Genomic DNA, 26878 nt, shown 5'->3' on the forward strand with positions numbered 1-26878 from the left:
ATGGCAGCAAAGTGGATCGAGCTGGTAACCGGATCGCTCGAGCAGAAGAAGCAGTACAAGCAGGCCAAGGCGCGGCTGGATGCGCTGCCTGAGCCCTACTCCTCCGTGGCGAACGCCTTCAACCGGTACTTCATGTACTACGGCGGGGTCACCGAGGGGGACACGATCGTGCAGATGTTCACCGACCTCGCCGACCTATGGGAACGCGCCGCAGTCGACGGCACGCCCGTGAGCGAGATCGTCGGCGAGGACCCCATCGAGTTCGCCGAGGCCTTTGCCCAGGCATACGGCGGAAAGCGCTGGATTGATAAGGAACGCGAGCGCCTCACGAAGGCCGTTGATAAAGCGAAGGAGGCTGAATCATGACTGCTACCGCAATCCGGGTAGAGGGCATCGAGAAGTCGTACAAGGATCTCCATGTTCTGCGCGGCGTGGACTTCGAGGTGGCGTCGGGCAGCATCTTCGCCCTCCTCGGCTCCAACGGAGCAGGCAAAACCACCATGGTGAAGATCTTGTCCACACTGCTCAAAGCGGATGCCGGCACTGCCGCCGTCGAGGGTTTTGATGTTGCTACCGCGTCGCTCCAGGTACGGCAGTCCATCAGCCTGACCGGGCAATTCGCAGCAGTGGACGAGGTGCTGTCCGGCAAGGAGAACCTGATTCTGGTGGCGAAACTGCGTCACCTGAAAAACGCGGCTCAGATCGCAGATGAGTTGCTGGCTCAGTTCAGCCTCACCGAAGCGGGGTCCCGCAAGGTGGCGACGTACTCCGGCGGCATGCGTCGCCGCCTGGATATCGCCATGAGCCTGATCGGGCAGCCGAAGGTGATCTTCCTGGACGAACCCACCACAGGTCTGGACCCCGAAGCCCGCCTTGAGGTCTGGCAGACCGTCAAAGATCTCGCCCGGAACGGCACAACAGTGCTGCTCACCACCCAATACCTCGACGAAGCCGAGCATCTCGCCGACCGGATCGCGATCCTGCACAAGGGCACGATCATCCAGAACGGCACGCTCGACGAGCTCAAGCGGCTGCTGCCGGCGGCCGAGGTCGAGTACGTCGAGAAGCAGCCCTCGCTCGAAGACGTCTTCCTGGCGCTCGTCGGCGAAACGGCTGAAAAGCAGAAAGAACAGGAGGCATCCCGATGAGCACCCACGTCCTTAGCGATACCAGCGTCCTCACCGGCCGCTCGCTGCGCCACATCCTGCGCAGCCCCGATACGATCATCACCACCGCGGTCACGCCGATCGCGCTGATGCTGCTGTTCGTTTATGTGCTTGGCGGTGCGATCAATACCGGATCCGACGAGTCGTACATCAACTACATGCTCCCCGGCATCCTGCTGATCACGATTGCCTCCGGCATCGCCTACACCGCCTACCGCCTGTTCCTCGACATGCAGGGCGGCATCTTCGAGCGATTCCAGTCCATGCCGATCGCACGGTCGAGCGTGCTCTGGGCGCACGTACTCACCTCGCTCGTGGCCAACCTCGTCTCAGTCGCGATCGTCGTCGGAGTGGCCCTCCTTATGGGGTTCCGCACCGGAGCATCCGTGGGCACCTGGCTTGCAATCGCCGGCATCCTGATCCTGTTCACGCTCGCCCTGACCTGGCTGGCCGTGATCGCAGGGCTCTCCGCGAAAACCGTCGACGGCGCCAGCGCGTTCAGCTACCCGCTGATCTTCCTGCCGTTCATCAGTTCGGCCTTCGTGCCGACTGCGACGATGCCGGGCCCTGTGGCCTGGTTCGCCGAGAACCAGCCAGTGACCTCGATCGTGAACTCCATTCGCGCGCTGTTCGCACAACAGCCGGTGGGCAGCGACATTTGGATTGCGCTGGCCTGGTGCTTCGGCATCCTGGTTCTGGCGTTCGCCTTCGCAATGGCCGCTTACCGACGGAAGATCGCCTAATCCCCCCGGCCTAAGCTCCCCTTTTCCACAGGGGAGCTTTCGCCGTGAGAGCCGATTAGCCATTGGTCAGACATTAGCTATAGCTTTATCGAAACAGATTTGTAACGGCCGTCACCATTTTGGTGGGCTCTTCGAAGGGTTCTTGAACTAATGTCCGACCAGACAACACAAGCGCAACTCCGCGCGTCCAGCAGGGACAGCGAGCCCCACCTGTCACGCTCGCTCAGCAACCGGCATATCCAGCTCCTGGCAATCGGCGGCGCCATCGGAACCGGACTCTTCATGGGCTCGGGCAAAACCATCTCCGTCGCCGGACCCTCCGTGATTTTCGTGTACATGATCATCGGCTTCATGCTGTTCTTCGTCATGCGCGCCATGGGCCAGCTCCTGTTGTCCAACCTGAACTACAAGTCCTTCAGCGACTTCGCCGGCGATCTCCTCGGCCCCTGGGCAGGCTTCTTCACCGGGTGGACCTACTGGTTCTGCTGGGTGGTCACAGGTGTTGCGGACGTTATCGCCATCGCCGGCTATGCCAATGAGCTGTGGCCAGGCGTTCAACTGTGGGTCCCGGGAATTGCGACCATCATCATCCTGCTCCTCCTGAACCTCCCCACCGTGAAGGCATTCGGCGAGACCGAGTTCTGGTTCGCGCTCATCAAGATCGTGGCCATTGTGGCGCTGATCGTCGTTGGCCTGGTCATGATCTTCACCGGCTTCCAGTCCAACGCCGGAACCGCAAGCTTCACCAACCTGTGGAGCCATGGCGGGTTCTTCCCCAAGGAATTCATGGGCTTCGTCGCCGGCTTCCAGATCGCAGTCTTCGCGTTCGTCGGCATCGAACTCGTGGGCACGGCAGCAGCCGAGACCAAAAACCCTGAGCACAACCTTCCCCGCGCCATCAATGCGATCCCCCTGCGCGTCATGCTGTTCTACGTGGGTGCGCTCATCATCCTCATGTCCGTCACCCCGTGGACCGAGTTCAAGGCAGGACACAGCCCGTTCATCGCCATGTTCTCCCTGGCCGGCCTCGGCATGGCGGCAACCGTGGTCAATCTCGTGGTGCTCACCTCTGCCATGTCTTCGGCCAACTCGGGGATCTACTCGACGTCACGCATGGTCTTCGGCCTGGCCAACGACGGCGACGCACCAAAGGTCTTCGGCCTGCTCTCCAGCCGCAAAGTACCCCGGAACGCACTGTTCCTGTCCTGCGTTCTGCTGCTGGCCGGCGTCGTACTCCTCTACGCAGGCAAAGACGTCGGCGCCGCGTTCGACATGGTGACCACGGTGTCCGCCGTCTGCTTCATGTTCGTCTGGTCGATCATCCTGGCCAGCTACCTCGTCTACCGCAAGCGCCGCCCGGAGCAGCACGCGGCGTCACCGTTCAAGATGCCTGGCGGCATCCCGATGGTGTGGGTTGTTTTCGCGTTCTTCGCGTTCCTGGTCTGGGCTCTCACCACGCAGCCGGACACTCTCACGGCCCTGCTGGTGACGCCTATCTGGTTCGCGGTCCTCGGCATCGCCTATGCGGTCGTGCGTAAGTCGCCGCTGCACCAAGCCCGCGTGGCCGAGTGGCGGGCGATGGCTGAAGCGGAAAACGCGGCAGCCACAAAGTAGCCGCGGCGCTCTGAGAGCGTCTATGGGGCTGTGCCCGCTTCGCGATGCCCACCACGCCGCAGCCCCATAGACGCTCTCTCGCTTGGCGGTCATTCTCACCCGCCTTCACCGTCAACCATTTGTGGAGAGGAACTAGGCTTCGGCTTTGCGGTCCTCTATCAGCTTCTGGATCGCCGGGAACAGCGGGTGCGACGGCGGAAGTTCGGTGATGCGCTCGACGGCGGCAGCTGCGTCCAGTTCGGAGAGCATGTTTGCGAGTTCCACGGCTTCGTCGTCGGATCCGTCGTCGAAACGAAGGGCGGCCGACATCGCCTCCAGCAACGCGACCGGCGTGACACCACGCTCGGCGAGCTCAGCCGCAGGACCCACAAACCTCTCGTGCCGGCCAAGCTTCCGCAGCGGTGCCCTGCCGACGCGAACCACGGTGTCGGGCAGGTACGGGTTGGTGAAGCGGGACAGGATCTTCTGCACGTACGCTTCCTGCTCGGCCTCCACGAATCCGTGCTTGGCAACCAGCAGTTCCTTGGTCTCCTCAAGAACAGCCCTGACCTTCGCGGCCACGGACGGATCGGCCATGGCATCGGAGATCTTCTCCAGGCCCGCCGCGTAGCCGAAGTACGCAGCAGATGCATGCCCGGTGTTCACTGTGAACAGCTTGCGCTCGATGTACGGGCCAAGTTCGTCCACGAACGTCGCTCCAGGAATTGCGGGGACGTGGTCACCAAACGGCGTGCGGTCGATGACCCACTCGTAGAACGTCTCCACCGTGACATCGAGTCCTTGGCCCGGCGCCTGGTTCGGGACAATACGATCCACTGCCGTGTTGGCGAACACAGCCACTGAGTCCAAATCGGCTGCGGAGTCGTCCCAGGCCGCCCGGACCTCCACTTGCAGGAGGTGCGTGGCGTTAATGGCGTTCTCGCAGGCCATCACTTGCAGCGGCGGCAACGAGGACTCGCGGGCTGCGAGTCCTCGCGCGATCACCGGTGCCACGAACTTCAGGATGTGTGGCCCCACCGCGGTGGTGACCACATCCGCCGTCGAGATTTCCTCAACAACGGCGGCTTCCTGCGTGCTCGAGTTCAGCGCACGGAACCCGTCCACGGTTTTGACCGCGGGGTTCTCGCCCACTTCATGGACCTCGTAGCTGCTCGCGGAGGCCAGCTGGCTGATCAGTGCGTCCGCAACATCGGCGAACACCACCTCGTAGCCCGCTTCGTGCAGCAACAGCCCCACAAAGCCGCGTCCGATGTTGCCTGCCCCAAAATGGACTGCCTTCACTATGCGTTGACCTTTCCGAACAGCTCCAGCACTTCCTCAACGGTGGTCGCTTCCTCCAACTGGGCCACCTGGGCCTTGTTGGTGAAGATCTTGGCGATCGAGGACAGGATGTGGAGGTGTTCATTGTTGAGGCCAGCGACGCCAACCACGAACTTCACTTGCTTGCCACCCCAATCGATGCCCTCGGGGTACCGAACGATGGAAACTGCGGAGTGCCGGATGTGTTCCTTGGCATCATTGGTGCCGTGCGGGATTGCCAGGAAGCTGCCCATGTAGGTGGACACGGATTCCTCGCGTTCGTGCATGGCATGGACGTAGCTGACATCGACGGCACCGCGGTCAAGCAGGAGCTGCCCGGCTTCGTCGATCGCAGCATCACGGTCGTGCGCTGTTCCGTTCAGCACAACGCTTTCGGGGAGCAGGACTTCTTTACCCCCGACGGCGGCAGCGGGCTCAGCGGCATGCGCGCCGTGGGTGGCGGCTGCTGCTGCTTCTGCTGCGCCGGCTGGATGGGCAGCGGCCGGACCTTCGGTGTTGCTCGTCTTGACCAGCTCCACGATTTCGTCGTACTTGGGACTGTTCATGAAGTTATCCACGGAATAGTGCACCGCGCTGGATGTCCTCGGCTGGGCGCGTTCCGTGAGGTCCTGGTGCGTGATCACAACATCGTACGTATCGCTCAGGTTGGCGATTGCGGAGTTGGTGACCTTGACGTCCGGGAAGCCGGCTGCCTTGATCTTGTTGCGCAGCACCGAGGCGCCCATCGCGCTGGAGCCCATGCCGGCGTCGCAGGCGAACACGATGTTCTGGACCGGCCGGGTGAGCACGGCTACATCTCCCCGCCCGCTCTCACCAACGAGCGCGGAGGAAACGGAGCTCTTCTTGCCCTTCATGGCTTCCATGCGGGACGTTGCGGCGGAGAGGTCATCCTCGCCCTTGTTCCTGGAGGTGCGAAGGATCAGTGAAGCAATCAGGAAGGAAACGGTTGTCGCCAGGAGTACGGCCAGAATCACGCCAACGTAGCTGTCACGCGACGTCTGGGCAATGACGGCGATGATGGAACCTGGCGCAGCGGGAGCTACGAGGCCGGAGTTGGTGATGGCCAGGGTTGCGATGCCGGTCATGCCGCCACCGATGGCAGCGAGGATCAGGATCGGCTTCATCAGTACGTACGGGAAGTAGATCTCGTGGATGCCACCGAAGAAGTGGATGATCGCTGCGCCCGGTGCCGAAGCTTTTGCTGCGCCGCGGCCGAAGAACATGTAGGCCAGCAGGATTCCCATGCCCGGGCCGGGGTTGGCTTCAAGCAGGAACAGGATGGACTTGCCCTGGTCCAGGGATTGCTGGATGCCCAAGGGGGTCAGGACACCATGGTTGATCGCATTGTTGAGGAAGAGAACCTTGGCGGGCTCAATGAAGATGCTGGTCAGCGGAAGCAGGCCATTGTTGACCAGGAACTGGACCACCTGACCGGCGCCATCGGTGAAAATCTTGACGAGCCACGAAAGTCCGTAGAAGCCACCCAAGGCCAGTGCTGCGCCCCAGATACCGGCGGAAAAGTTGTTCACCAACATCTCGAAGCCGGGACGGATCTTGCCATCCCAGAGGCGGTCGAGCTGCTTGATGGTCCAGCCGCCCAGCGGGCCCATAATCATGGCGCCAATGAACATCGGAGAGCTGGTACCCGCGATGACACCCATCGTGGCAATGGCACCCACTACGCCGCCGCGGACGTCGTAGACCATCCGGCCGCCGGTGTAGGCAATCAGCAGTGGCAACAGGTACTTGACCATGGGGCCAACGAGTCCGGGGTTGGTTACTCCCTCAGCGTTGGTCCCGAAACCGCCAAGTTCCGCGACTGGAATCCAGCCTTCTTTGATGAACAGGGCCGTGATGAGGCCCCAGGCGATGAAGGCGCCAATATTGGGCATGATCATGCCGGACAGGAATGTTCCGAACTTTTGGACGCCAACGCGCAGGCTGGTGCGGGGCTTCGCAACGGTCTCTGTTGCCATGTGAATTCCTAACGTGTGTCCCGCGGCGTCGCGGGGTCAGTCGATATAGATCGAGAGAGAACAGCCTTAGGAGCTGCTGGAAATGCGGTGAAGCCACTCAAGGAAGAGCTTCAATTCAGAGCTGGAAAGTTGGTCCGAATGCGAGGCCTGCAGTGCCGCATTCAGGGCGATTGCCGCAACAACCACGGAGGACTTACCGGAGTCCTCCGGTGCGGCGCCACGGGCGGTATCCGTGGAGACGGCGAAAATCATGGAATCCCGGGTCATCGTTGAGAGCTCGAGGTTCCTTTCTTCCACCGGTTCGGCGATGAGCATGAGCGTTACACCCACGTTGGCCGCGAGGATGCTTCGTGCCGCTTCGCGGGGCGGCACGTTGATCTGACCGGCGATGGCGGCCTTGTTCAGCATTTCTTCCAGAAGCGCTTCAGCATCGGCCACGATTGCTGGGCGGCTTTCCGGCCTGATATTGCCGAACATCACCAAATACAGGTGGGGTTGGCTCAGCCCGAACTGGACGTGGTTGTCCCACATCCGCCGGACATCTTCCAAGGGCTCCCCGGAAGGAGCAAAGTCCCTCTCCCCTGCCACGTACTCTTCAAAGCCGGCGGAAACGACGGCGTCGAACAGTCCTTCTTTGTCTCCAAAGTGGTGGTAGAGCGTTGGGGCCGTAACCCCGGCCAACGCTGTGATCTGGCGCGTAGAGACCGCTGACCCCTCCGAATTTGCCAACAATTCAGCAGCTGCACGGAGCAACCGAATTTTTGGCGGAAGCTGGTCATCGAAACTCATAACCGCTACCCTAGCACCTATAGCGTTGCTATATGAAGTGGCTCACAACAGAATTTTGTAGGCTAATTTCGCAGGCTCGTGGTGCCGTCGCCGGTGGGTCTGAACCAACACGCAGGAACAGAGGATTCAGTGCAGAATTTCCAAGGAGTAGGGGTAAGCCCTGGCCGCATCATTGGTTCCGTCCGCCAGATGCCCAAACCGGTGAGTGAACCGCCGTCGGGCGAGCGGCTGGCCGCAGACGTCAGTCCGGAGGACGCCGTCGCGGGCTTGAAAGCCGCAGCGCAAGCCGTCCACGACCAGCTCAAGGGGCGCGCGGATTCCGCCTCCGGCGACGGCAAGGCCGTCCTCGAGGCCACCGCGCTCATGGCCAAGGACACCATGCTCCTGAAGTCCGCGGCCAAGCTCATCAATGCGGGCTCGTCCGCGGAACGGGCCATCTGGGAAGCCGGTGCCTCCGTTTCGGAAATGCTGCACAACCTGGGCGGGTACATGGCCGAGCGCGCCACAGACGTGCTGGATGTGCGCGCCCGCATCGTCGCCGAACTGCGCGGCGTTCCCGCCCCAGGCATCCCTTCTTCGGAGACGCCCTTCATTTTGCTGGCCGAGGACCTCGCACCGGCGGATACGGCCACGCTGGATCCTTCCAAAGTGCTGGCACTGGTGACCTCTGGTGGCGGACCGCAGTCACACACCGCGATCATTGCGCGCTCGCTCGGACTGCCCGCCGTTGTTGCGGCCCACGGCGTTGATTCCATTGCTGATGGCACAGAGGTCTACGTGGACGGGGCAGCCGGCCTTGTGGCTGCCCCGCCGTCGGAAGAGCAGCGCGCTGCGGCGACCGCCTGGGCGGAAACCTCCGCAACGCTCGCCGCCTTTGACGGAAACGGCACGACGGCGGACGGCCACCTGATCCCGCTCCTCGCCAACGTGGGTGGAGCCAAGGATGCCGTGGCAGCAGCTGGCCTCGGCGCCCAGGGTGTTGGCCTGTTCCGCACCGAGTTCTGCTTCCTCGAGCGCGATACCGAGCCCTCCGTCGACGAACAAGCCGCCGCGTACAAGGCTGTGTTTGACGCGTTCCCCGGCAAGAAAGTAGTGCTGCGAACCCTCGACGCCGGCGCCGACAAGCCCCTCCCCTTCCTCACCGACGCCACCGAACCCAACCCCGCCCTTGGTGTTCGCGGCTACCGGACAGACTTCACCACGCCCGGTGTTTTGGAACGCCAACTGCAAGCCATTGCCCGGGCAGCTTCTGAATCCGAGGCCGACGTCTGGGTCATGGCCCCCATGATCTCCACGGCCGCCGAAGCCGGACGCTTCGCCTCATTGTGTGCTGCTGCCGGCATCCAAACGCCAGGTGTCATGGTCGAAGTTCCCTCGGCTGCTTTGACCGCCGCCTCCGTGCTTCGGGAGGTTGGCTTCGCTTCACTGGGCACCAACGACCTCACACAGTACGCCATGGCCGCCGACCGCCAACTCGGACCCCTGGCGGAACTGAACACTCCATGGCAGCCAGCTGTCCTGAGGCTGGTGCAGCTCACAGTGGAAGGTGCAGAGCAGGAAGCATCCGGCCGGGAAGGCAGCAGCAAACCCGTGGGCGTCTGCGGCGAGGCAGCCGCGGACCCTGCCCTCGCCGTCGTACTTACCGGACTCGGCGTCAGCACGCTGTCCATGACCGCGCGCTCGCTGGCCGCCGTCGGGACTGTCCTGAAGACCGTCACCCTGGAGCAGGCACAGGAACTCGCCCGGCTGGCCCTCACTGCACCCAGCGCCACCGAGGCCCGCGAGTGGGTCCGGGCCAAGCTCCCCGTACTCGAAGAGCTCGGCCTCTAACCCGTTTTTCGTCCACCCATAAGGAGAAAACCATGCCAGAACGCACAGCCACCATCGCCAGTCGCTCCGGCCTGCACGCCCGGCCCGCCGCGCTTTTCGCCGAGGCCGCAGGCGAGCAACCGGTGGAGGTCACCATTGCAATGCAAGGCGAACCCGCGGATGAAGCCCTCGACGCCGCCAGCATCCTCTCGCTCATGACGCTTGGCGCCGCTAAGGGCGACGTTGTTGTGCTGCGGGCGGAGGGCGACGGCGCCGACGCTGCCTTGGACGCGCTCGTAGCCTTGTTGGAGACGGATTTGGACGCGGAGTAAATGCCTGTGCCCTGCGCCCGGCGCCCGATTCGATGGCTTGCTGCGTACAAGACGGTAGGAGTCGTCTGGTCAGCAGCGAGCCATCGAATCGGGCTCGACTAGCTACGGCAGCGCCGTTACCACTACATCCTGGTAGGCGGCGCGTCCGTCGAACACGTTGACGCCAACCCTGCCGGAGGCCAGCGCAGAATCCGTGACGTCGATCAGCTGCGTTCCATCCACGGACACCGTGATCCGGTTGCCATTCACTGCGGCATCCAGTGAGTAGCTCACTCCATGGCTCAGGGCTGCGGGCGTGCTCGCAATGACGGTGAATACGCCACTGACCAGCTTGAACACACGCACCTCGCGCAGGTTGGGGTCCAGGTTCACGTAATAGGCGCTGGATCCGTCGGCAGAGGATCTCAGCAACACCGAGCCTGCACCGCCGTACCCTTTCTCCGGAGCCAGATTCCGGTTGAGGAGTTCGCCGTTGAACGGTTCGCCGCCGAACCTCACCGTTGCCTGCACCCTCACGTTGGTGAACGCGGCTGCGCTCATGGCCGTCGAGTCTTTGTCGAACGTACCTGCCAGGCCTGCGCCCGTACTCTCCCATTTGCCGCCCGGGACCAGGACATACGCGCCCAGGTTGTGACGTGCTGTCCCGCTGGTGGGAAGCAGAACGTCCGACGGCGGCGCGGTAGTCACGCGGGCCGTGTCGCTGAGTTTGTGTACTTTGACGGACACCAGCCGGGCGTTCCCTCCGATAGCGGTGAAGGACAGGCCTGTGGAGGTAGGGTCCGGGAAGATCAGCGACGTGATGGCTGACGTACCATCCCCGCCGAAGACTTCCACAGAGGACGCATCCACCAGCATCCGGAGCTTCACTCGACTCTCGGAGCCCACCAGAGTGGAGCTCCATGGCGCCGAGGAATTGTCCGCCGGAGACCCGGCGAAGTACCTCGTGAAGTCCTCCCGTCCGGAGGTGCCACGGTCCACCGTCAAGGTTCCCGGGCCGGCGTCGTACTTCACCGTTGTTACTTGCGCGGATGTCTCTTGCGCGCCAGAGGTGCCGGCCCCTTTCCTCAGCCCGAAGGCAAAGGAGCTGGCCCCGCCGGTGGTGGGAATCCCGACCTCCGCCTCGAGCTCAAAGGACCTGCCGGACGTTCCCGCGAGCGCGTTCGCCGAGCTGGGCGTCACAGTGACATCGGAGGCCTGCCAGGTTGATGTCCGTAGAGACTCTCCCTCCACAACGGGAGTCTGCGTCAGGCGGAGTCCGGCGCCGGCAACATCAACGAGCTTGAGCTCGCGCGGGATGCTGAGCTGGCCGTTCCAGCGGCCCGTTGGCGGGCTGAACGCGTAGTCCCAATTGCTCATCCAGCCGATCATGATGCGCCTGCCATCGGGCGCGCCGTAGAAGCTCATCGCTGCGTAGTAGTCCCTGCCATGGTCAGCCTGCAGGACCTGGGAAGCGGGAGTATCGGGCGTAAATGCGGTACCGTTCCACGTGCCCGTCACATATTGCGCGGCCGAACCGTTCGTGGCTCGGACCGCCCCAGTGCTCCACCACAGCACCCAGCGCTTCACGCCGGACTGTCCCTCCACAGGCATTTCGAAGAAGTCCGGGCATTCCCACACGCCCCCGCGGATCCAGTCGCCGTAGCCGAACGTGCTGGCGAAGGTCCAGTGGATGAGGTCTGTGGAGGAGTAGAAGCGGATGTGGTCTCCGGCGGCCACCACCATGACCCATTTGCTGGACCCTGCATCCCAGGTGACCTTGGGGTCGCGGAAGTCCCAGCCGCCGTCGGGGCCGCCCGGGTTTTCCACTACCGGATCTGCCTGGACGGTCTGCCAGGTGCGGCCTTGGTCCTTGCTGTAGGCCGCACGGACGGACTGGTTTCCGTTCCAGGCGTCGTGATTGAAGCTGGTGTAGTAGGCGATGAGGCCGGAGCCGCCGTCGAAAAGACCACTCGAGTCAGAGGCATCCACCACGGCCGAACCTGACCACGACTCCCCCGCAGCCATGTGTGGGAGGGCGATGGGCAACTGCTTCCAGTGCATCAAATCCGAGCTGACGGCGTGCGCCCAGCGTCCGCGGTCCTGGTGGAACAGGTGGTACTCGCCCTCGAAGTACATCAGGCCATTGGGGTCCGAACTGCTGCCCGAGTTCTGGCTGTAGTGGTAGCCCGGCTGGTAGAGCCCGTTCATATACTGATCCACGCTGTCCGCGCGGACACTCTGGAACCAGGCCGTTCCGGTGGTCAACAGGGCGAAACCGGTGCCGGTCGCCGCGGGCACAGAGCCATTTAGCACGGCTGTGCCATTAATCAGCACAGACGCTTCGCTGCCCTGGACAGTGAGCTGGACACGGTTGAGTTGGTCGGCCCGGAAACTTGTGGAGGGAAGGTTGCCGGAGTGCAACAACGCCGAGGTGGTCCGGTTGTAGAGCTTCGCAGTTCCCGCCCCGGGGTCGATCCTCAGTTCCACGCCGCCGGTGCCGTCGGTACCGCTGCGGACCACCACTGAGGCGGTGGCGGGTGAGGTGACGGTCAGGTCCAAGGAGGCAACGACGTCGGACGCCACCGCCGGGACGTACCTCAGCGCGGTGCCACCCGCCGCGGAAGCCCGGAGGCCCTTGGCATCGGGCTCCCACGAGCCGGCAGCAGAGCGCCAACCCTGCAACGAAGTCTCTAGTCCTCGAAGCGTCATGCTCTGGAACACCGCGGTGCCGTTGTAGGAGCCCAGCCCGACATGGCCGGAAGCATGGGCGGCATCCGTGGCCGTGATGGCCGGCATGGCGCCGTTCGGGTCCAGGAAATCGGTCTGCCAATAGACGGCCAGCTGGTTGCCGAGCGCCGTGACCCGCAGGCGGTACACCTTGTTGAGGGTGATGGCTGTGCTGAACGTGCCGAGCGTGGCGTTGTCCGAGACCCGGTACAGGCGCAAGCGGCCAGCGTTGGGGTCGACCTCCGCGGCGTAACCGGACGTTCCCGACGCATTGGTTCGAAACAGTGCTGTGCCCACGCCGTATTGCGACGTGACCTGAACATCTGTGGAAAAGTCGACATCTGTGGGCAACTGACCTGTGGCCACGGCTCGGATATTGGTGTTCGCAGGGGCAACACCGCGGAAACCTGTGGCCGAGGCCTGCCAGCCGTTCGCGGTGACAGCCCAGCCGCTGATGTTGGCGTCGATAGTCCGCACACCGGGCGTGCCGAAAGACACCGATCCGTTGAACGCATGCAGGCCCACGCGGCCTGATTCGTAGCGATAGTCCGTGGCGTCAATCCTCTTGATGCCATCGATCGCAACGTAGATCCGCGGTCCGTCGACATGGACATCCACCGTGTAGGCCTGCCCCGAATTCAGTGGCAGGGACACCGGCGTAACCACGTCCTGTCCGGTCGCGATGTCGAACAACCTCACCCGGTCCAGGTTGGGGTCGATCGTAGCGGCGTAACCCGCGCCGGCGTCGGGAGTCGCACGGAAGACGAGCGCGCCCACACCGTAGGGACTCCCGGCGTCGACCGTCACCGAAGCCGTGTAGCGGGCGGTTCCCGCCACGACCTGCTCGCTGACAGCCGCCGCATTTTGCCCGGAAGGCGCGACGGCGGTGTACCCGCCCTGCGCTGTCCGGGTCCACGAACCGCTGACTCCGACGACATCCGGAACGGGGCTCGTAGTGCTGTTGAGGGTGACGGGCGCGGGGTCGAGGGCCACGGCCGGAGCAGTGACCCCCGTCCCAGCCAGGCCAACACCAAGGACCGCGGCCGTGAGGCCGGCAACTATTCTCTGATGCATTCAGATCGCCTTTGATCTCAGGGGTGAGAGAGCGTTCGCCAAAACCGCCCATGATGTGAGAGAAGATCGGCGAAAAGCGCTCGGGATATGAGAGAGGGATGGTTTGGGCGGCGGTGCTAGGGGAAGAGCGGGCGCGGTCCTCCCCAGATGTCGGCCATGGTCCAGGCGTCGAAGGTCAGGACGCGGACGGTTCCCTCAGCCGCCGAGAGGGTCACGCGCTCCCCGCCCAGCGTCGGGTAAACACGGGCAGTGAGCGGCTTGCCATTCGCGAAAATCTCGACGGCGGACCTGTCCACCAGGACACGAAGGCGCACGCGTCCGTCGGGCATCGGAACGGGGCCGGACTTGTCCTCCACATCCAGGGCCAGGCCCGCATCGGCTCGAGCCAGGCTGCTGCGGGTGCGGTCCAGTTTGAGCGTGCCGTTTTCGCCCTCAAGATCGCGGCTTAGTTGGACTACCGTCTCCTCAGCGCGATCCTCCGACCCCAACACGCCCAGCCGCAGCACCGCACCCGGTGCCAGCTGCACTTCCAGCTCAAGGTCCAGCTGGTTCCCGGACACTCCCGTATCCAGGGGCTTGCCGGAGCCCACCAGGACTTGTCCCGGAACGCTGACGTGATCCCGGCGGAGCTTCTCCACTTCAGGGACAGGCGCAAAAGTCAGGGTTCCGTCGTTGGCCAAGGTGGTGACGCGCGGCAGGCTCATCACGCCAGACCATCCGGCCTCCACCATCGCGGCGTCGCTACGCCCTTCCTGCATCCAGCCGAACATGATGCGCCGCCCGGACCCGTCCTCGAACGACTGCGGAGCGTAGAAGAACCGTCCGCCGTAGTCGAGCCGGTGCAGGGCTGCAGGCTGGAAGGAATCTCCCGAATAGCGACCGGTCCAATACAACGGGTGACGGGTCTCGCCGTCGTCCCACGCGGAGAAAACCAGCACATCAGGATCGGCGTCCGGCTGAACAGAACCGAGCGAGTCAGCTCCCAGAGCACCTCCACCCGCCCTGAACAGGTCGACGCATTCCCACATGGTCCCGGTCCAGTCAGTATCGGCGGGATCGCCTTGGGATGCATCGCCAATGAACAGGGGCCCGATGTAGTCCCACGAACGCAGATCCGAGGACTCGTACAGGAACGCCGTGCCGCCGCGCCCACGAATGCCCGAGCCCACCAGTTGCCGCCACGTGGTTCCCTCGCGCCACACGCAGTGGTCCCTGTACGCTGTGATGTCCACCCCCGCAGGAGGGGCTGCGATGACCGGGTTCTCGGGCAGCTTGGTCCAGCTCATGAGATCGGCGGATCCCACGGCAACGCAGGGCAGTTCGCGCTCGCCGAGCCGGCCCGAATAGACCAAGGTGGGCGTACCGCCGTCGTTCACCAACACACCTGACCAGCAGCCGTCGGCGTCCGGACCCGCGGACGGTTCCAGGGCCACCGGCTGGTCCGTCCAGGTGACGAGGTCCCTGCTGGTGGCGTGGCCCCACTGGATGCGGTGGTGGAAGGCGCCCTCCGGGTTGTACTGGTAGAAGAGGTGGTAGGTGCCGTTCCACTGGCTCACGCCGTTGGGATCGTTGAGCCAGCCCGCTGGGGAAACGAAGTGGAAGCGGGGTCGGAGGGGGTCGGACTCGGCGCGGGCAACCAGCTCGTCCCGGGGCACGATGGCGAGCGGGTGGGTCAGTTCAGTCATGCGGAAGCCTTCTTGTCAGTCTTTTCGGTCGCCACGGGTTCAGTAGCCACGGGTTCAGTCGCCAGCGCGTGTCCGCCCGCTCCAGCCCGCGGCCGGTAAAGGTGGCAGCGCACCCAATGGCGGTTTGCGGGATCGCCTACTTGATGGCGTACAGGTTCGGAAGCGGAGCAGGCCTGGTGGGGATCGCCGTCGAAAGCGCAGCCCGTGGAGGCCATGACGGCCTGTCGCAGTTCAGCGCGGCGAACGGGATCGTAGGAGCCGGCGCGGGCCGGGTCCGGAACGGCAGAAACCAACAGTTGTGTGTAGGGGTGGGCGGGGTTGGCCAACAGGTCCAAGGACTCCCCTTCCTCCACGAGCTCACCGGCAAACATCACCGCTGTCCGGTCCGCCAGGTAGCGTGCCGAGGCGAGGTCGTGGGTGATGTAGAGCATGGAGATGCCCTGCTCGTCGCGGAGTTTGCGCATCAGGTTCAGCACGCCAATCCGCACTGACACATCCAACATGGAGGTGGGTTCATCAGCCAGGATGACCTGCGGCTCCACGGCGAGGGCACGGGCGATCGCGACGCGCTGCCGCTGCCCGCCGGAAAGTTCATGCGGGTAGGAGTTGAGCATGTCGGCCTGCAGGCCCACGGTGGTCATGAGCTCGTCAAGACTGCGCTGGGTCTGGGACTCCGAGCCGCCCTTCCCGTGGATGGCCAACGACCTCCGCAGGAAATGCTCAATCCTGTGGGCCGGATTCAGCGAGCCGAACGGATCCTGGAAGACCATCTGCAGCTGTGACCGGAAGGCGCGGGACACTTGGAACCGGTCGCGCTTAAGGACGTCGACGCCGTCAACCAGGATCGCGCCGGAGCTCGGCTTTTCGAGCCGGGCAACACAGCGGGCCAGGGTGCTCTTGCCGGAGCCGGACTCCCCCACGAGTGCCACGATTTCGCCGCGGCCAATGGTGAGGTCCACGCCGTGCAGGGCCCGGACGGATTGGCGGGAGAACAAGCCGCCGATGGGGAATGATTTGCCCAGACCGCGGACTTCGAGGGCAGGTGTTTCGGAAGCAGCGGCTTGGCGCGCCGCGCCTTCGATCGCAGGGGACAGTGCAGAGTGGCTCATGGTGCGACTCCTTCCAGAACAAGTGCTTCAGTGTCGGCACCAAACGGTGCCACGAGGTGCCCGGGCGCCACCTCGGTGAGGTCCGGGATGTTCCGGAACTTCACGCCGTCGGGCAGTCCCGTGAGCGGAACGCGAGGACCAGTGAGCGGCGGGAACGCACTCATGAGCGCCTGTGTATAGGGGTGACGCGGGTTGGCGTAAACGTCCTGCGCCTTGGCGGTTTCGACGATCCGGCCGCCGTACATGACGGCCATGCGGTGCGAGAGCTCCACCATGAGGGACATGTCGTGGGTAATGAAGAGGACGGAGAACCCGAGTTCGCGCTGGAGTTCCTTGATCTGCGCCATGATTTCCTGCTGCACCACCACATCCAGCGCAGTAGTTGGTTCGTCCAGGATCAGCAGCGACGGCTTGAGGGCAACGGCCATGGCAATCACTGCGCGCTGCCGCATGCCACCCGAGAGCTGGTGGGGATAGGACTTCAGGCGCGCGGGGTCGATCCTCACGAGCTCCAGCAACTCGCCCGCACGGCGGAGCGATTCCTTGCGCGAGTAGCCGGCGTGCGTGGTGAAGATGTCCACGATCTGCTCGCCGATGGTCAGCACCGGATTCAGCGAGTTCATGGCCGACTGGAACACCATGGCCACGTCCTGCCAACGGAAGCGCCGCAGTTCCTCCGGGCTCATGGCCAGGACGTCCTTGCCGCCGAAGCGGATGCTGCCGCCGGCGATCTTGGCCGGGTCCTTCAGGAGACGCATGATCGAGTTGGCAATCGTCGACTTCCCACAGCCAGATTCACCAGCCAGCCCGAACACCTCACCGGTGCCGATGCTGAAGGAAACGCGGTCGACGGCGGTGGTTGAGCGGGTATCGCCCACGTACTTTACGGTGAGGTTCCTGACGTCCAGGACGGGCTCGTGGGAGCCGAAGGAGACTTGGGAGACAGTCACTTGGCGGCGCTCCTTTCGGTGGTTGCAGGTGTCTTGATTTTCCGCAGCCGCGGATTGGTAACCTCGTCCACGGCGTAATTGATAAGTGCCAGCGCGAACGCGACCAAAGCGATGCAGACACCGGAGGGCACGAACACCCACCAGCTACCGGTCAGCAGGGCGCCTTCATTACCGGCCCAGAAGAGGTTGTTGCCCCACGAGACCGTGCTGACGTCACCGAGGCCCAGGAACTCCAGGCCAGCCTGGGCTCCGATGCCGTAAATGACGCAAGCCAGCAGCGTGCCCATGACGATCGAGGCCATGTTCGGCAGGATCTCGCGGAACATGATCCGGCCCGCCCGTTCACCGGACACCACGGCAGCGGCCACGAAGTCCTTGGAACGGATGGACAGGGCCTGCGAGCGCAGCACACGTGCCGAACCGGCCCACCCCGTGACCACGAGGACCAGGATCACTGTGCCAAGGCCCGGTGGCAGGAACGCGGCCAGGATGACCAGCAACGGCAGGCCGGGAAGGAGCAGGAAGACGTTGGTCACCAAGGAGAGGGCTTCGTCGATGAACTTGCCGAAGTACGCCGAGGCCAGGCCCACGAGGATGCCAACGAATGTGGACGCGAAGCCTACGGTCAGCCCGACGAACAAGGAACTCCTTGAGCCGTGGACGGTCAGCGCGAGCACGTCCTGTCCCTTGGCGGTGGTGCCCAGCCAATGCTCCGGGGAGGGTTCCAGTGAGGCCATCCCGGTGATGCGCGATGGGTCGCCGGGGAACAGCACGGGCGCCAGCAGCGCAAGGGCAATGAACACGAACATCACGGCCATGCCCAGCATGGCTTTCTTATTGGTGAGGAGCCCGTGGACGAAGCTGCGGTTTGGCTTGCGGACAGCCGGGGTTGGAGTTGGCTGCTTCAGAAGTGCGGTTGTCATGATCAGTCCTCTAGTTGCTGCGCACGCGCGGGTCGAGGCGGACGTAGAGGATGTCCACCAGGAAGTTCGCCAGCAGCACGGCGGCGGTGATGGTCAGGAACAGTCCCTGCATGAGGGGGTAGTCCAGGCCTTGGACGGCGTTGAGGAGTTGGTAGCCCACGCCGGGATACGCGAACACCACCTCGGTGAGCAGCGCACCGCCCACCACGAAACCCAGTCCCATGCCGAAGCTCGTGACCGAGGGCAGCATCGCGTTCCGGGCTGCGTAGCGGAGCATGATGCGGCCGGGCCTAAGACCCTTGGCCTCGGCCATGGTGATGTAGTCCTCGGAGTTCGTGGCGATCATGGTGTTCCGCATGCCCAGCATCCAACCACCAATGGAAACCAGCACGATCGTCAGCGCCGGCAGCACCAGGTGCGCACCGACGTCGCCGATGAACTCCCATGTAAACCCGGGCTCCAAACCATCCGTGAACGCGTGGCGGATCGGGAACCAACCCAGCACCACGCCAAACAGGTACAGCGCACCCATAGCGAGCCAGAAGTACGGGAACGAGCCGATGAACACGAGCACCGGCGGCAGTGCCGAGTCGATCGCGCCGCCCCGCCGCCAAGCGGCCAGGATGCCCAGCAGGTTACCCACGACGGCGGCAATCACCAAGGCGGTTCCGCCCAGCAGGAGGGTCCAGCCGATCTGCGAGGAGATAACCTCTGTGACCGGTGTTGGGAAACGGGAGATGGAAACGCCCATCTGGCCCGTGAAGATGTTGTGCATGTAGTCGACGTATTGCTCCCAAATGGGTCGATCGTCCACGCCAAGAAGCTTGCGCAGGGCCTCGATCTGTTCGGGCTGCATTCTGTCCTGGGAGCGGGCAAACATGCGGGAGACGGGGTCGCCGGGCATGAAGCGCGGGAGCAGGAAATTCAGGGTGATGGATGCCCAGAAGGCGATCAGGTAGAAACCCAGGCGGCGCAGGATAAAGCGCACGGTTTCCCTCCATTCGGGAATTACGGAAAGTTTGGGGCACGCCCGGCGGCCGGTCCGTGGGACGGCGGCCGCCGGACGGCGGTGTGCAGGCCGGAGCCGGCGGGGCTGGGCCCACGCCGCCCGGGTTCCCTGGCCGAAGCGCAGCGAGGTTAGGGCGGCGGTGGGGACTACTTACGCGGTTCCAGCGTGGTCAGCACCAGGACTGTGGTGGGTGACCGTACCGAGAGGGTTGCGTACGGGTTGCCCTCGGTGGGCCAGCCGGTGAAGCGGGTGTCATTGAAGGCACCCCATTCCGGGCCGGAGAACAGCGGCACCAGCGGTGCGACGTCGTTGTACTCTTCCTGGAGCTTGTTGGCGATGTCCTTCTGCTTGGACTCGTCGGACTCTGCTGCAAATTCAGCCAGCAGGGCATCAGCCTTGGTGTCACCGAAGCGGTGGTAGTTGTCGAACGTCTTGGTTCCTACCGGCTTCACGGTTGCCGTGCCCATGGAGGTGTTGAAGTACTTGTACGGGCTGGGGTCGTTGGCGCTCCACACGATGCCGGAATCGAAGTCGCCCGTCTCGTAACCCGCAACCACGGCAGCCCAGTCCGGGGAGTCAACCTTTGCCGTGACGCCAACCTCGGCGAGGTTCTGCGAGATCACGTTGGCTACCGAAAGCCAGTCGGAAGAAGACGCGCCCACGGAGATCTTGAACTCGAACGGCGAACCGTCCTTCAGTTTGCGCTTGCCATCAGCACCCTTGGCGTAGCCGGCCTTGTCCAGCAGCTCGTTGGCTTTCTGCACATCCAGCTTGGTCCAGGTGCAGTTGTCCTTGACCTCGGAGTTCTTCCACTTTTCGTAGTTGCCGGAGAGGCCAGTGCAGTCGGCCGGCTTGGCGTATCCGCTCATGCCGATCTTGGTGACTTGCTCGCGGTCAACGGCCATGCTGAGCGCCTTGCGGACGTCAACATCATTGAAGGGAGCCTTGGCGGTGTTGAGCTGCCAGTTGATCATGGCGCCGGTTGCCGGGAACCAGTACTGGCGGTGTTCCTTGTCCTTGGAAACAAACGTCTTTTCGATGTTCGGGATGTACTGCGGGGCCCAGTCCACGTCCCCGTTCGCAGCGGCGAGGTTGGCGCCGTCGTTCCCTGCAAAAGCGAGCATCTTGATGCCGGCGATCTTCTGCTTTTCCGGCTGCCAGTAGTTGGGGTTCTTCTTCAGTACGAAGGACTGGGCCTGGAAGCTGTCCACCTCGGTGTACGGTCCTGTGCCCACGGGCTTGGCGTTGGGGTCCTTCTCCGGGTCGGCCAGCGCGGACCAAATGTGCTTGGGCAGGATGCTGAGCTGTCCGACGTCGTAAAGGGCCGGGGACCACGGCTTGTTGAAGTTGAACGTGACCTTGTTGGTTCCCTCGGCCGTCACGGTGTCCAGGTACTCGTAGCCACCCTTGATCTTCTTCTGAAGGCCAAACGTGTAAGCGACGTCGTCAGCGACGAAGGGCTGGCCGTCGGACCACTTCACGCCGTCACGCAGCGTGAAGGTGATCGATTTGCCGTCGTCGGCTGCCTTCCACTCTGTCGCGAGCCACGGCACCGTGTCTCCCTTTGCCGGGTTGAAGATCAGCAAGGACTCGTAGATGGATTGCTGGACCATCGGGTTGACGGTGGGTGCGAACGGGTTGAAGTTCTGCACGAACGTGCCCATGTCCTCACGCGGGATGGTGAGGAACGCGCTCGCGTTTGCTGCGGCGTCTGTGCCGGCGGTCTTGTTGACGGTGGCGGCACAGCCGGTCAGCAGCATCGCGCCCACCGCCAGTCCGGCCGCCGTGATGCGGGCAGACCTCAGGAATCGGGGTTGTGTCATGATGGTTATCTCTTTCCTATCTTCATCGTCCAAGGTGAAGGGGTGGGTAAGGGGTTTGCTCTTCGAGGTTGATTTCGCGGTCAGACCGAAGAGCGTTCTAGCAGCGGACAGTCGACCAATTGCTGGTCGGCAATGATCGGCTGTCCTGCTGTAAGAGCGGCGAGCGTCTGGACTCCCAGGGCTCCCATTTTTTGGAACGGCAAGGCAACGGTGGTCAGCTTTGGCCTTAGGTAGGCCGCAATGAGCTCCTGGTTGTCGAAGCCGATCACAGCGATGTCTCCGGGGATGGTCAGGCCCCGTTCTTTGATGGCGTCGTAGGCGCCCATCGCCATGCGGTCGTTGAGGCAGAACAGCGCGGTTGGCCTGTCCTTTTCCGGATAATGGTCCAGGATTTGGCAGGCGGCGTCGTAGCCGCCGTCGGCTGTTGCGTATCCGGACACCACCAGTTCCGGGTCCAGCTCAACTCCTGCGACGGCCAGTGCTTCGCGGGCACCTTCCAATCGCCCAACTGCTGCGGGAATGACCGGGTCAAGGTTGATGATTCCGATCCGGGTGTGGCCGGCTTGAAGCAAGCGCTCGACGGCGACCCTGCCACCCGCACGCTCGTCAGGGACGATCGAGGGCAGTTTTCCGTCCGCGTCGTAGCAGTTGATCAGCACGGTTGGTACTTCGTTGGCACTCTGCGGAACGTGCACGCCCCGGTGAAAAGTGGCTGCGTAGAGAAGTCCTTCCACTCGTTGTTCCAGCAGCTTTTCAATGGCGGCATCTTCCAAGCCCTGGTTGGGTCCTACGGCATCGGCCTGGTCGGAGGGCGCGATGAGCAGGAACCGGCGATCAATCCATGCCTGGTCCTGGGCTCCTTTGATGATGTCGACGGCGAACGGTGCCGTCACGATCTCGGTGACGATCCCGTACCAATCACTGCGCTGGGATGCCAGCGCACGTGCTCCGGCGTTCGGGCGGTAGCCCAGCGCCTGCACGGCATCGTTGATACGGGTGCGGGTTTCCTCGGAGATGCTGGCATTTTCGCGGTTGCTCAGCACGAACGAGACTGCGGTCCGGGAGACGCCGGCATGCTTGGCGACGTCATTCATGGTGACTCCCCGCTGCCGCACAGCCGCGGCTTTGTTGGGGGTGGTGCTTTTCGCCATTGAATGCTCCGGGTCCTGGTTCTGATGCCTGTTGGTAATGCGAATGTTGGTAACGCGCGTTACTTGGAACGTGTGATTTAGGTTACGCGCGTTACCTACTTCCTGTCAACGGGTTTCTTTTGCGGGGCCTCCGCCCGATTCGACGACTCGCTGCGCAGAAGACGACTCCTACCGTCTTGCACACAGCGAAGCATCGAATCGGGCTAGCCCCCTCGTCCAGCGCAGCCACCAGCCCGTCCCCCGCAGCCACAAAGTCGGCACCGCGCTAGGCTTCTGCCATGGCATTGATAGCTCCCCGCGTAACAGCTGGCCTCCCGGCCGACGACGCCCGGAACCTGGCACGTTCCCTCCAGGACAGCAACGACATCACCGTGTTCGTCGATGGCACAGTCCACCGCCTCCCCGACCAGGCGAGGGACGCCGTCGTCGATCTTCTTGCGAGGCTGGGCCGCGGCGAAACCGTCACGGTCAGCAGCGTGGAGGAAATGCTCACGACCTCCCAGGCCGCGGAGCTCGCAGGCATCTCACACACCTACCTGCGCAATATGACCGACCGCGGAGAAATCCCCGTTGAGTACCGCGGCACGCACCGGCGAATCCGCCAGGCTGCGATCATGGAGTGGCTTGAAACCCAGAAGCGCAAGCAGGCCGAGACCTCCGTGGGAGATAAGGGCGAAGACAACGGCCGCGATGACGCCGGAAATGACGCACGCAGCGACTAAAAGCGTCGGAGTGATAAGGATCAAGCAACGATCCCAGCCAACGGGCCAGCACCTGATTACCCCGGGGTTACGCTTGTTTGGTGGGCAATTTCAAAGGGTGGCATATCGTGGCCGGGGTGGCCGCAATGGCCCTTGCCGCACCCTTGGGATCGGCCATGGGATTGAACTTCGTAGCCACCTTCATGTTTGCGTGCGTCGCGTTCGTGGCGGTCGCCATGTGGACAGAATCCAAGATCGCCCGACGCCGGGACGCGGCTGACGCTGCCGCCGCCCCCGACGCTTCGCGCGCCGCCGGCGACCCCGCCGAATCGGACGACGCCACACGGGATTAGCATGCGGGCGGGTCGAAGAGCCCCAAACCCGAACCAGGGCTGTTTCAATAGCGGTATGGCTTCGACTTCCCGCTCCGTCGCTTGGCCCGCCGTGCACGATGAACGTCGTGCGCTGATCCAGGATCTGGAACCGCTCCCCGAGCCACTCTGGGAGACGCCTTCACTTTGCCCGGGCTGGGACATCCATGACGTACTGGCGCACGTTGTGGACAGCGCAAAGACCACCCGTTTGGGCTTCCTCAAGCGAATGATTGAAGCCCGCTTCGACTTCGACCGCGACAACGCCGTGGGGGTGGAACGCGAGAAGGCCAAGGATCCCGGCGGCACACTGACGGCGCTGCGCGCTGTAGTGTCCCGGACATCGGGACCACCGGCGGGGATTGCCACACGATTGGTGGAAGCGTTCGTCCATGGCGAAGACATCCGGCGCCCCCTTGGCATGACACGCAACTATCCGGCCGGGCAGGTCGCGCTGGCTCTTGCTTACCAGGTCAAGACAACAACAAGGATCGGCGGCGGCAAGGAGATAGCCGCGGGCTGGCGACTGGTTGCCACGGACACCGACTTCCAGCACGGCGACGGCCCGGAGGTTCAAGGACCGGCCATTTCCCTGCTTCTCGCTGTTTCCGGACGGCCAGTGTCTGAGGACGAGCTAACCGGCCCCGGGGCTCCGGTATTCCTGGAACAGGCCCGGCCTTGACGGGGCGCCGAAGCAAGCGGAGCACGCTGCTGTCTGCCGACGTCGAGGCTCGCGGTCTAGGTGGTCGGATTCTCTGGACGGCGGGATCGCCTCCTCCTGGGACGCACGGGAGCGCACAGCCCGCTTACATCCTTATCCACGGCATCGGCGTCTCGCACCGCTACCTTGCGCGCCTTCACGGCGTCCTGGCAGCGGGCGCACCCACCTACTCGCTGGACCTTCCCGGTTTTGCGGGTACTCCCAAGCCCGGGCGGCAACTGTCCGTGGAAGATTACGGCGCGTTCATCGCAGAAGCACTGAAGGCCTGCGGCATCGAGTCGTACATCCTGGTAGGACACTCGATGGGCGTGCAGTTCGCCATTGAAGCGGCCCTCCATGCGCCTGAACGCGCCTTGCATCTTGTCCTCATGGGTCCCGTGGTGGACTCACGCCACAAGAATGTGGGGCGGCAGTCGCTGGCCTTGTTCCTGGATGGCCTTCTCCGCGAAAGCCCATCGTCCAACTGGATCGTTATCACGGACTACCTGCAATGCGGGCCCCGCTGGTACCTCACCGAGTTGCCCGTAATGATGAAGTACCCGACCGAAAAGCAGTTGGCCAAAGTCCGGACTCCCGTGCTGGTCCTTCGAGGGAGCCGCGATCATGTGGCCGGGCCGGAGTGGGCGCTTAAGCTCTCCCGGGCGGTGCCCCAAGGGCGCCTCGTTGAAATCCCCGGAGTTGGACACGTCGCCCAGCACATGCGGCCGAAAGCTGTTGCGGACGCCATCATAAGCTTCGTCGCTGCCACCTCCCGCCAGAGTTAGGCACTGATGCAAGCACCGATGTACGACGGCGGAACCCGGCGTGCGTGCCCCTTGTTGGGTTTGCGATCTGGAGACTAGGCTGGCCGGGCAAGCACAATAGTAAGTTTGCTTAGGAAGGGTGACCATGACCAGCTATGACCCTGAGGACGATCCCCGGACCTTCGGAGTTTCCGGCGACGCCGAGCCAGCCGACACAACAGGCGACACCGCTGGCGTCACTGCCGGCGACACCGACGATGTCCACACGGATCCCGACATGCGCCAGGACCAGGACGACGATCCAGCAGCTTCCGCCAACCCCGATCCCCTGGACGGCAACGTCACGGGACTTGAGCCTGGAGGCGGCGTACCGCCGGGCGAAACCCCACCCGCGGAGGGCAGCATGAGCAGCGACCAAGGACACGAAGAGTAGCTCGTCCCCAAGCCGCTGTCCCGTCGCTGGCCAGCAACGTATGAGCGGTCCAGCAACGTATTAGCGGTCCAGCAACGTATTAGCGGGGGCAACTCCGGTTACGGCAGCCTCAGTATCTCCCCGAGGTCATAGTCAGCCGGCTCCTCCAGCTGCGAATAGGTACAGCTCTCCGGAGTCCGGTCCGGCCGCCATCGACGAAACTGGGTGGTGTGCCGGAACCGGTCGCCTTCCATGTAGTCATAGGCAACCTCGATGACGAGCTCGGGCCGAAGGGGAACAAAGGAGAAGTCCTTGCCGCCGCTCCACCGGCTTTGCGCGCCCGGCATCCGGGAACCAGTAGCGGCGGCATCTCCTTGGTCGGCCCACTGACCCCAAGGATGTTCGCTGAACTCCGTCTGGTATGGCTCAAGTTCAGCCACCAGGCTTTCGCGCTTGGCCATGGGAAATGAAGCCACCACCCCAACGTGCTGCAGCTGGCCGGCGTCGTTATACAGCCCAAGCAGCATCGACCCGACAACCTTTCCCGTTTTATGCCAGCGGAATCCGGCCACCACGCAGTCCGCGGTCCGTTCATGCTTGGTTTTGAACATGACGCGCTTATTCGGTTGATACGTCCCCTCGAGCGGTTTGGAAAGTATGCCGTCAAGCCCGGCGCCCTCGAGCTGCACGAACCACTCCTGTGCTTGATCGAGTTCCGTCACCGCCGGTGTTACGTAAACGGGCGCCTCAGCCTTGGCCAGTGCCTTCTCCAAGGCGGCGCGACGCTCGGAAAACGGCTTGTCCATAAGGTTCTCGTCTCCCAGCGCGAGGATGTCGAATCCGATGAAGGAGGACGGGGTGCTTTCGGCCAGCATCCGCACACGGCTGTCGGCGGGATGGATGCGCTGCTGAAGACCCTCGAAGTCGAGCCTGTTCCCAGTTATCAGGACGATCTCGCCGTCGATCACGCATTTGTCCGGGAGATTCTTCCGAAGGGCTTCCACCAGCTCAGGGAAATACCGTGTCATGGGACGTTCGTTTCGGCTACCCAGGATGATCTCATCGCCATCTTTGAAAACGATGGTCCTGAACCCGTCCCACTTTGGCTCAAAATGGCCCACATCAGGGATCGAAGGAACGGACTTGGCAAGCATGGGCGAAATGGGCGGCATCACTGGGAGGTCCATACGACTATGTTCTACCTGCCGCCCGCGGCGGAAGCTAGTCTTGGGCCATGGATATCTTGGCCGTACTAGTGGCAGTGCTGGCAGCACCTGCCCTCATTGCGGCCCTTTGGTTCTGGGTCTTGCGCCAGAACAGCAAGGGTAAAGTCCGGCGCGGCGCCACGGGTGGGATGCTTGGTGTGGCGGACGAAATTTTTCGACCCGAGACCCATTACGCACACCAAGTCCAAAGGATCCAGCACGAGCTGCCAGCCCCGGCTCCGGCCCCGGAGCCTAAGTCCTAACGGACCTTCGCGCCGGAAGGCGTCCCGCCCGTTACATTAATGTGACTTTACTATGCCGCTCATGTACCTTCGAAGAGCGACCCTCATCTCCGCTGGGCCGCTTCCGGGTTGACGCCGAGCTCTGCCGCAAACCGGAATCCGCCAGACCCGCGGCAGAGACGGGGGACCCAGAGTTCCCGGGCCTGATTTTTTCCTAGGCCCTTGGGGTGAAGCCGCCATGTGCGGCCGGACGGCCTCGTCCGAACCCGACAGCTAACCTCGCAGGCGTTGAGAGGCAACCACC

General features: G+C 63.5%; 24 protein-coding genes and 1 riboswitch. Of the genes, 12 read left to right on the top strand and 12 right to left on the bottom strand.

The features are described 5' to 3' along the window. The 4 genes from J2Y41_RS09145 to cycA all read left to right on the top strand — a co-directional run bounded on the left by J2Y41_RS09145 (position 1) and on the right by cycA (position 3523). Positions 1–366: a DUF1048 domain-containing protein gene (locus J2Y41_RS09145; protein ID WP_224165678.1), complete on the top strand. Its 366-nt coding sequence runs from the start codon at positions 1–3 to the stop codon at positions 364–366. Then, on the top strand, positions 363–1148 hold the full coding sequence (locus J2Y41_RS09150) for an ATP-binding cassette domain-containing protein (RefSeq protein ID WP_309928142.1): 786 nt from the start codon (positions 363–365) through the stop codon (positions 1146–1148). The genes J2Y41_RS09145 and J2Y41_RS09150 overlap by 4 nt, the downstream gene beginning before the upstream one ends. Continuing rightward, on the top strand, positions 1145–1909 hold the full coding sequence (locus J2Y41_RS09155; protein WP_309928143.1) for an ABC transporter permease: 765 nt from the start codon (positions 1145–1147) through the stop codon (positions 1907–1909). The genes J2Y41_RS09150 and J2Y41_RS09155 overlap by 4 nt, the downstream gene beginning before the upstream one ends. Positions 1910–2059: 150 nt before the next feature. Next, positions 2060–3523 (top strand): D-serine/D-alanine/glycine transporter, encoded by a 1464-nt coding sequence (gene cycA, locus J2Y41_RS09160; RefSeq protein WP_309928144.1) that lies wholly within the window; start codon positions 2060–2062, stop codon positions 3521–3523. 132 nt (positions 3524–3655) lie between these two features. Here the strand turns inward: cycA and J2Y41_RS09165 are convergent, their stop codons facing one another. From J2Y41_RS09165 to J2Y41_RS09175, 3 genes are all read right to left on the bottom strand, one after another. Continuing rightward, positions 3656–4804 (bottom strand): mannitol-1-phosphate 5-dehydrogenase, encoded by a 1149-nt coding sequence (locus tag J2Y41_RS09165; RefSeq protein ID WP_309928145.1) that lies wholly within the window; start codon positions 4802–4804, stop codon positions 3656–3658. Beyond that, positions 4804–6819, bottom strand: a complete 2016-nt coding sequence (locus tag J2Y41_RS09170; protein ID WP_309928146.1) for a PTS mannitol transporter subunit IICBA — start codon at positions 6817–6819, stop codon at positions 4804–4806. The genes J2Y41_RS09165 and J2Y41_RS09170 overlap by 1 nt, the downstream gene beginning before the upstream one ends. A 66-nt stretch (positions 6820–6885) precedes the next feature. Next, positions 6886–7608: a TetR/AcrR family transcriptional regulator gene (locus J2Y41_RS09175; protein ID WP_224093309.1), complete on the bottom strand. Its 723-nt coding sequence runs from the start codon at positions 7606–7608 to the stop codon at positions 6886–6888. A gap of 129 nt (positions 7609–7737) precedes the next feature. Between J2Y41_RS09175 and ptsP the strand changes: the two genes are divergently transcribed. Then, on the top strand, positions 7738–9438 hold the full coding sequence (ptsP, locus tag J2Y41_RS09180; RefSeq protein WP_309928147.1) for a phosphoenolpyruvate--protein phosphotransferase: 1701 nt from the start codon (positions 7738–7740) through the stop codon (positions 9436–9438). Between the two features lie 32 nt (positions 9439–9470). Further along, positions 9471–9749, top strand: a complete 279-nt coding sequence (locus J2Y41_RS09185; RefSeq protein ID WP_224093305.1) for an HPr family phosphocarrier protein — start codon at positions 9471–9473, stop codon at positions 9747–9749. Positions 9750–9851: 102 nt separating this feature from the next. Here the strand turns inward: J2Y41_RS09185 and J2Y41_RS09190 are convergent, their stop codons facing one another. From J2Y41_RS09190 to J2Y41_RS09225, 8 genes are all read right to left on the bottom strand, one after another. Then, a complete protein-coding gene (locus J2Y41_RS09190) occupies positions 9852–13529 on the bottom strand; it encodes a GH32 C-terminal domain-containing protein (RefSeq protein WP_309928148.1) in 3678 nt (1225 codons plus the stop codon). A gap of 116 nt (positions 13530–13645) precedes the next feature. After that, positions 13646–15214 (bottom strand): glycoside hydrolase family 32 protein, encoded by a 1569-nt coding sequence (locus J2Y41_RS09195; protein WP_309928150.1) that lies wholly within the window; start codon positions 15212–15214, stop codon positions 13646–13648. After that, positions 15211–16323 (bottom strand): ABC transporter ATP-binding protein, encoded by a 1113-nt coding sequence (locus J2Y41_RS09200; protein ID WP_309928152.1) that lies wholly within the window; start codon positions 16321–16323, stop codon positions 15211–15213. Before J2Y41_RS09200 ends, J2Y41_RS09195 begins: the two co-directional genes overlap by 4 nt. Then, a complete protein-coding gene (locus tag J2Y41_RS09205; RefSeq protein WP_309928153.1) occupies positions 16320–17273 on the bottom strand; it encodes an ABC transporter ATP-binding protein in 954 nt (317 codons plus the stop codon). Before J2Y41_RS09205 ends, J2Y41_RS09200 begins: the two co-directional genes overlap by 4 nt. Beyond that, positions 17270–18196, bottom strand: coding sequence for an ABC transporter permease (locus tag J2Y41_RS09210; RefSeq protein ID WP_224093294.1), 927 nt, complete (start codon positions 18194–18196; stop codon positions 17270–17272). The genes J2Y41_RS09205 and J2Y41_RS09210 overlap by 4 nt, the downstream gene beginning before the upstream one ends. 10 nt (positions 18197–18206) lie before the next feature. Continuing rightward, positions 18207–19184: an ABC transporter permease gene (locus tag J2Y41_RS09215; RefSeq protein ID WP_224165690.1), complete on the bottom strand. Its 978-nt coding sequence runs from the start codon at positions 19182–19184 to the stop codon at positions 18207–18209. Positions 19185–19351: 167 nt separating this feature from the next. Next, positions 19352–21028, bottom strand: coding sequence for an ABC transporter substrate-binding protein (locus tag J2Y41_RS09220; RefSeq protein WP_309928155.1), 1677 nt, complete (start codon positions 21026–21028; stop codon positions 19352–19354). An 80-nt stretch (positions 21029–21108) separates the two neighbouring features. Continuing rightward, complete coding sequence (locus J2Y41_RS09225) at positions 21109–22179, bottom strand: LacI family DNA-binding transcriptional regulator (RefSeq protein ID WP_309928157.1); 1071 nt, start codon at positions 22177–22179, stop codon at positions 21109–21111. A 278-nt stretch (positions 22180–22457) separates the two neighbouring features. Here J2Y41_RS09225 and J2Y41_RS09230 point away from each other — a divergent pair, with 278 nt between their 5' ends. The 5 genes from J2Y41_RS09230 (at position 22458) to J2Y41_RS09250 (ending at position 25148) form a co-directional block, all read left to right on the top strand. Then, positions 22458–22901: a helix-turn-helix domain-containing protein gene (locus J2Y41_RS09230; protein ID WP_309928158.1), complete on the top strand. Its 444-nt coding sequence runs from the start codon at positions 22458–22460 to the stop codon at positions 22899–22901. Positions 22902–22981: 80 nt separating this feature from the next. Beyond that, positions 22982–23233, top strand: a complete 252-nt coding sequence (locus J2Y41_RS09235; RefSeq protein ID WP_224165694.1) for a hypothetical protein — start codon at positions 22982–22984, stop codon at positions 23231–23233. Between the two features lie 55 nt (positions 23234–23288). Beyond that, positions 23289–23933, top strand: coding sequence for a maleylpyruvate isomerase family mycothiol-dependent enzyme (locus J2Y41_RS09240; RefSeq protein WP_309928160.1), 645 nt, complete (start codon positions 23289–23291; stop codon positions 23931–23933). Beyond that, positions 23930–24736: an alpha/beta hydrolase gene (locus J2Y41_RS09245; RefSeq protein WP_309928162.1), complete on the top strand. Its 807-nt coding sequence runs from the start codon at positions 23930–23932 to the stop codon at positions 24734–24736. The genes J2Y41_RS09240 and J2Y41_RS09245 overlap by 4 nt, the downstream gene beginning before the upstream one ends. 124 nt (positions 24737–24860) lie before the next feature. After that, positions 24861–25148: a DUF6480 family protein gene (locus tag J2Y41_RS09250; RefSeq protein WP_309928164.1), complete on the top strand. Its 288-nt coding sequence runs from the start codon at positions 24861–24863 to the stop codon at positions 25146–25148. Between the two features lie 98 nt (positions 25149–25246). Here the strand turns inward: J2Y41_RS09250 and J2Y41_RS09255 are convergent, their stop codons facing one another. Continuing rightward, a complete protein-coding gene (locus tag J2Y41_RS09255; RefSeq protein ID WP_309928166.1) occupies positions 25247–26314 on the bottom strand; it encodes an ATP-dependent DNA ligase in 1068 nt (355 codons plus the stop codon). A gap of 47 nt (positions 26315–26361) precedes the next feature. Here J2Y41_RS09255 and J2Y41_RS09260 point away from each other — a divergent pair, with 47 nt between their 5' ends. After that, positions 26362–26595, top strand: a complete 234-nt coding sequence (locus tag J2Y41_RS09260) for a hypothetical protein (RefSeq protein ID WP_224093271.1) — start codon at positions 26362–26364, stop codon at positions 26593–26595. Positions 26596–26724: 129 nt separating this feature from the next. Continuing rightward, positions 26725–26876, top strand: a riboswitch (cyclic di-AMP (ydaO/yuaA leader). The last annotated feature ends 2 nt before the right edge of the window (positions 26877–26878 follow it).

The organism is Arthrobacter sp. 1088 (assembly GCF_031455315.1).
In the GTDB taxonomy this organism is placed as follows: Bacteria; Actinomycetota; Actinomycetes; order Actinomycetales; family Micrococcaceae; genus Arthrobacter.

Bases quoted from the DNA above. Each gene is read 5' to 3' on its own strand.
- J2Y41_RS09200 (WP_309928152.1), bottom strand. From the start codon at position 16,323: ATGAGCCACTCTGCACTGTCCCCTGCGATCGAAGGCGCGGCGCGCCAA.
- J2Y41_RS09145 (WP_224165678.1), top strand. From the start codon at position 1: ATGGCAGCAAAGTGGATCGAGCTGGTAACCGGATCGCTCGAGCAGAAG.
- J2Y41_RS09185 (WP_224093305.1), top strand. From the start codon at position 9,471: ATGCCAGAACGCACAGCCACCATCGCCAGTCGCTCCGGCCTGCACGCC.
- J2Y41_RS09195 (WP_309928150.1), bottom strand. From the start codon at position 15,214: ATGACTGAACTGACCCACCCGCTCGCCATCGTGCCCCGGGACGAGCTG.
- J2Y41_RS09175 (WP_224093309.1), bottom strand. From the start codon at position 7,608: ATGAGTTTCGATGACCAGCTTCCGCCAAAAATTCGGTTGCTCCGTGCA.
- J2Y41_RS09260 (WP_224093271.1), top strand. From the start codon at position 26,362: ATGGATATCTTGGCCGTACTAGTGGCAGTGCTGGCAGCACCTGCCCTC.
- J2Y41_RS09155 (WP_309928143.1), top strand. From the start codon at position 1,145: ATGAGCACCCACGTCCTTAGCGATACCAGCGTCCTCACCGGCCGCTCG.
- J2Y41_RS09150 (WP_309928142.1), top strand. From the start codon at position 363: ATGACTGCTACCGCAATCCGGGTAGAGGGCATCGAGAAGTCGTACAAG.
- J2Y41_RS09170 (WP_309928146.1), bottom strand. From the start codon at position 6,819: ATGGCAACAGAGACCGTTGCGAAGCCCCGCACCAGCCTGCGCGTTGGC.
- cycA (WP_309928144.1), top strand. From the start codon at position 2,060: ATGTCCGACCAGACAACACAAGCGCAACTCCGCGCGTCCAGCAGGGAC.
- J2Y41_RS09230 (WP_309928158.1), top strand. From the start codon at position 22,458: ATGGCATTGATAGCTCCCCGCGTAACAGCTGGCCTCCCGGCCGACGAC.
- J2Y41_RS09255 (WP_309928166.1), bottom strand. From the start codon at position 26,314: ATGGACCTCCCAGTGATGCCGCCCATTTCGCCCATGCTTGCCAAGTCC.
- J2Y41_RS09225 (WP_309928157.1), bottom strand. From the start codon at position 22,179: ATGGCGAAAAGCACCACCCCCAACAAAGCCGCGGCTGTGCGGCAGCGG.
- J2Y41_RS09250 (WP_309928164.1), top strand. From the start codon at position 24,861: ATGACCAGCTATGACCCTGAGGACGATCCCCGGACCTTCGGAGTTTCC.
- J2Y41_RS09240 (WP_309928160.1), top strand. From the start codon at position 23,289: ATGGCTTCGACTTCCCGCTCCGTCGCTTGGCCCGCCGTGCACGATGAA.
- J2Y41_RS09190 (WP_309928148.1), bottom strand. From the start codon at position 13,529: ATGCATCAGAGAATAGTTGCCGGCCTCACGGCCGCGGTCCTTGGTGTT.
- J2Y41_RS09220 (WP_309928155.1), bottom strand. From the start codon at position 21,028: ATGACACAACCCCGATTCCTGAGGTCTGCCCGCATCACGGCGGCCGGA.
- J2Y41_RS09210 (WP_224093294.1), bottom strand. From the start codon at position 18,196: ATGACAACCGCACTTCTGAAGCAGCCAACTCCAACCCCGGCTGTCCGC.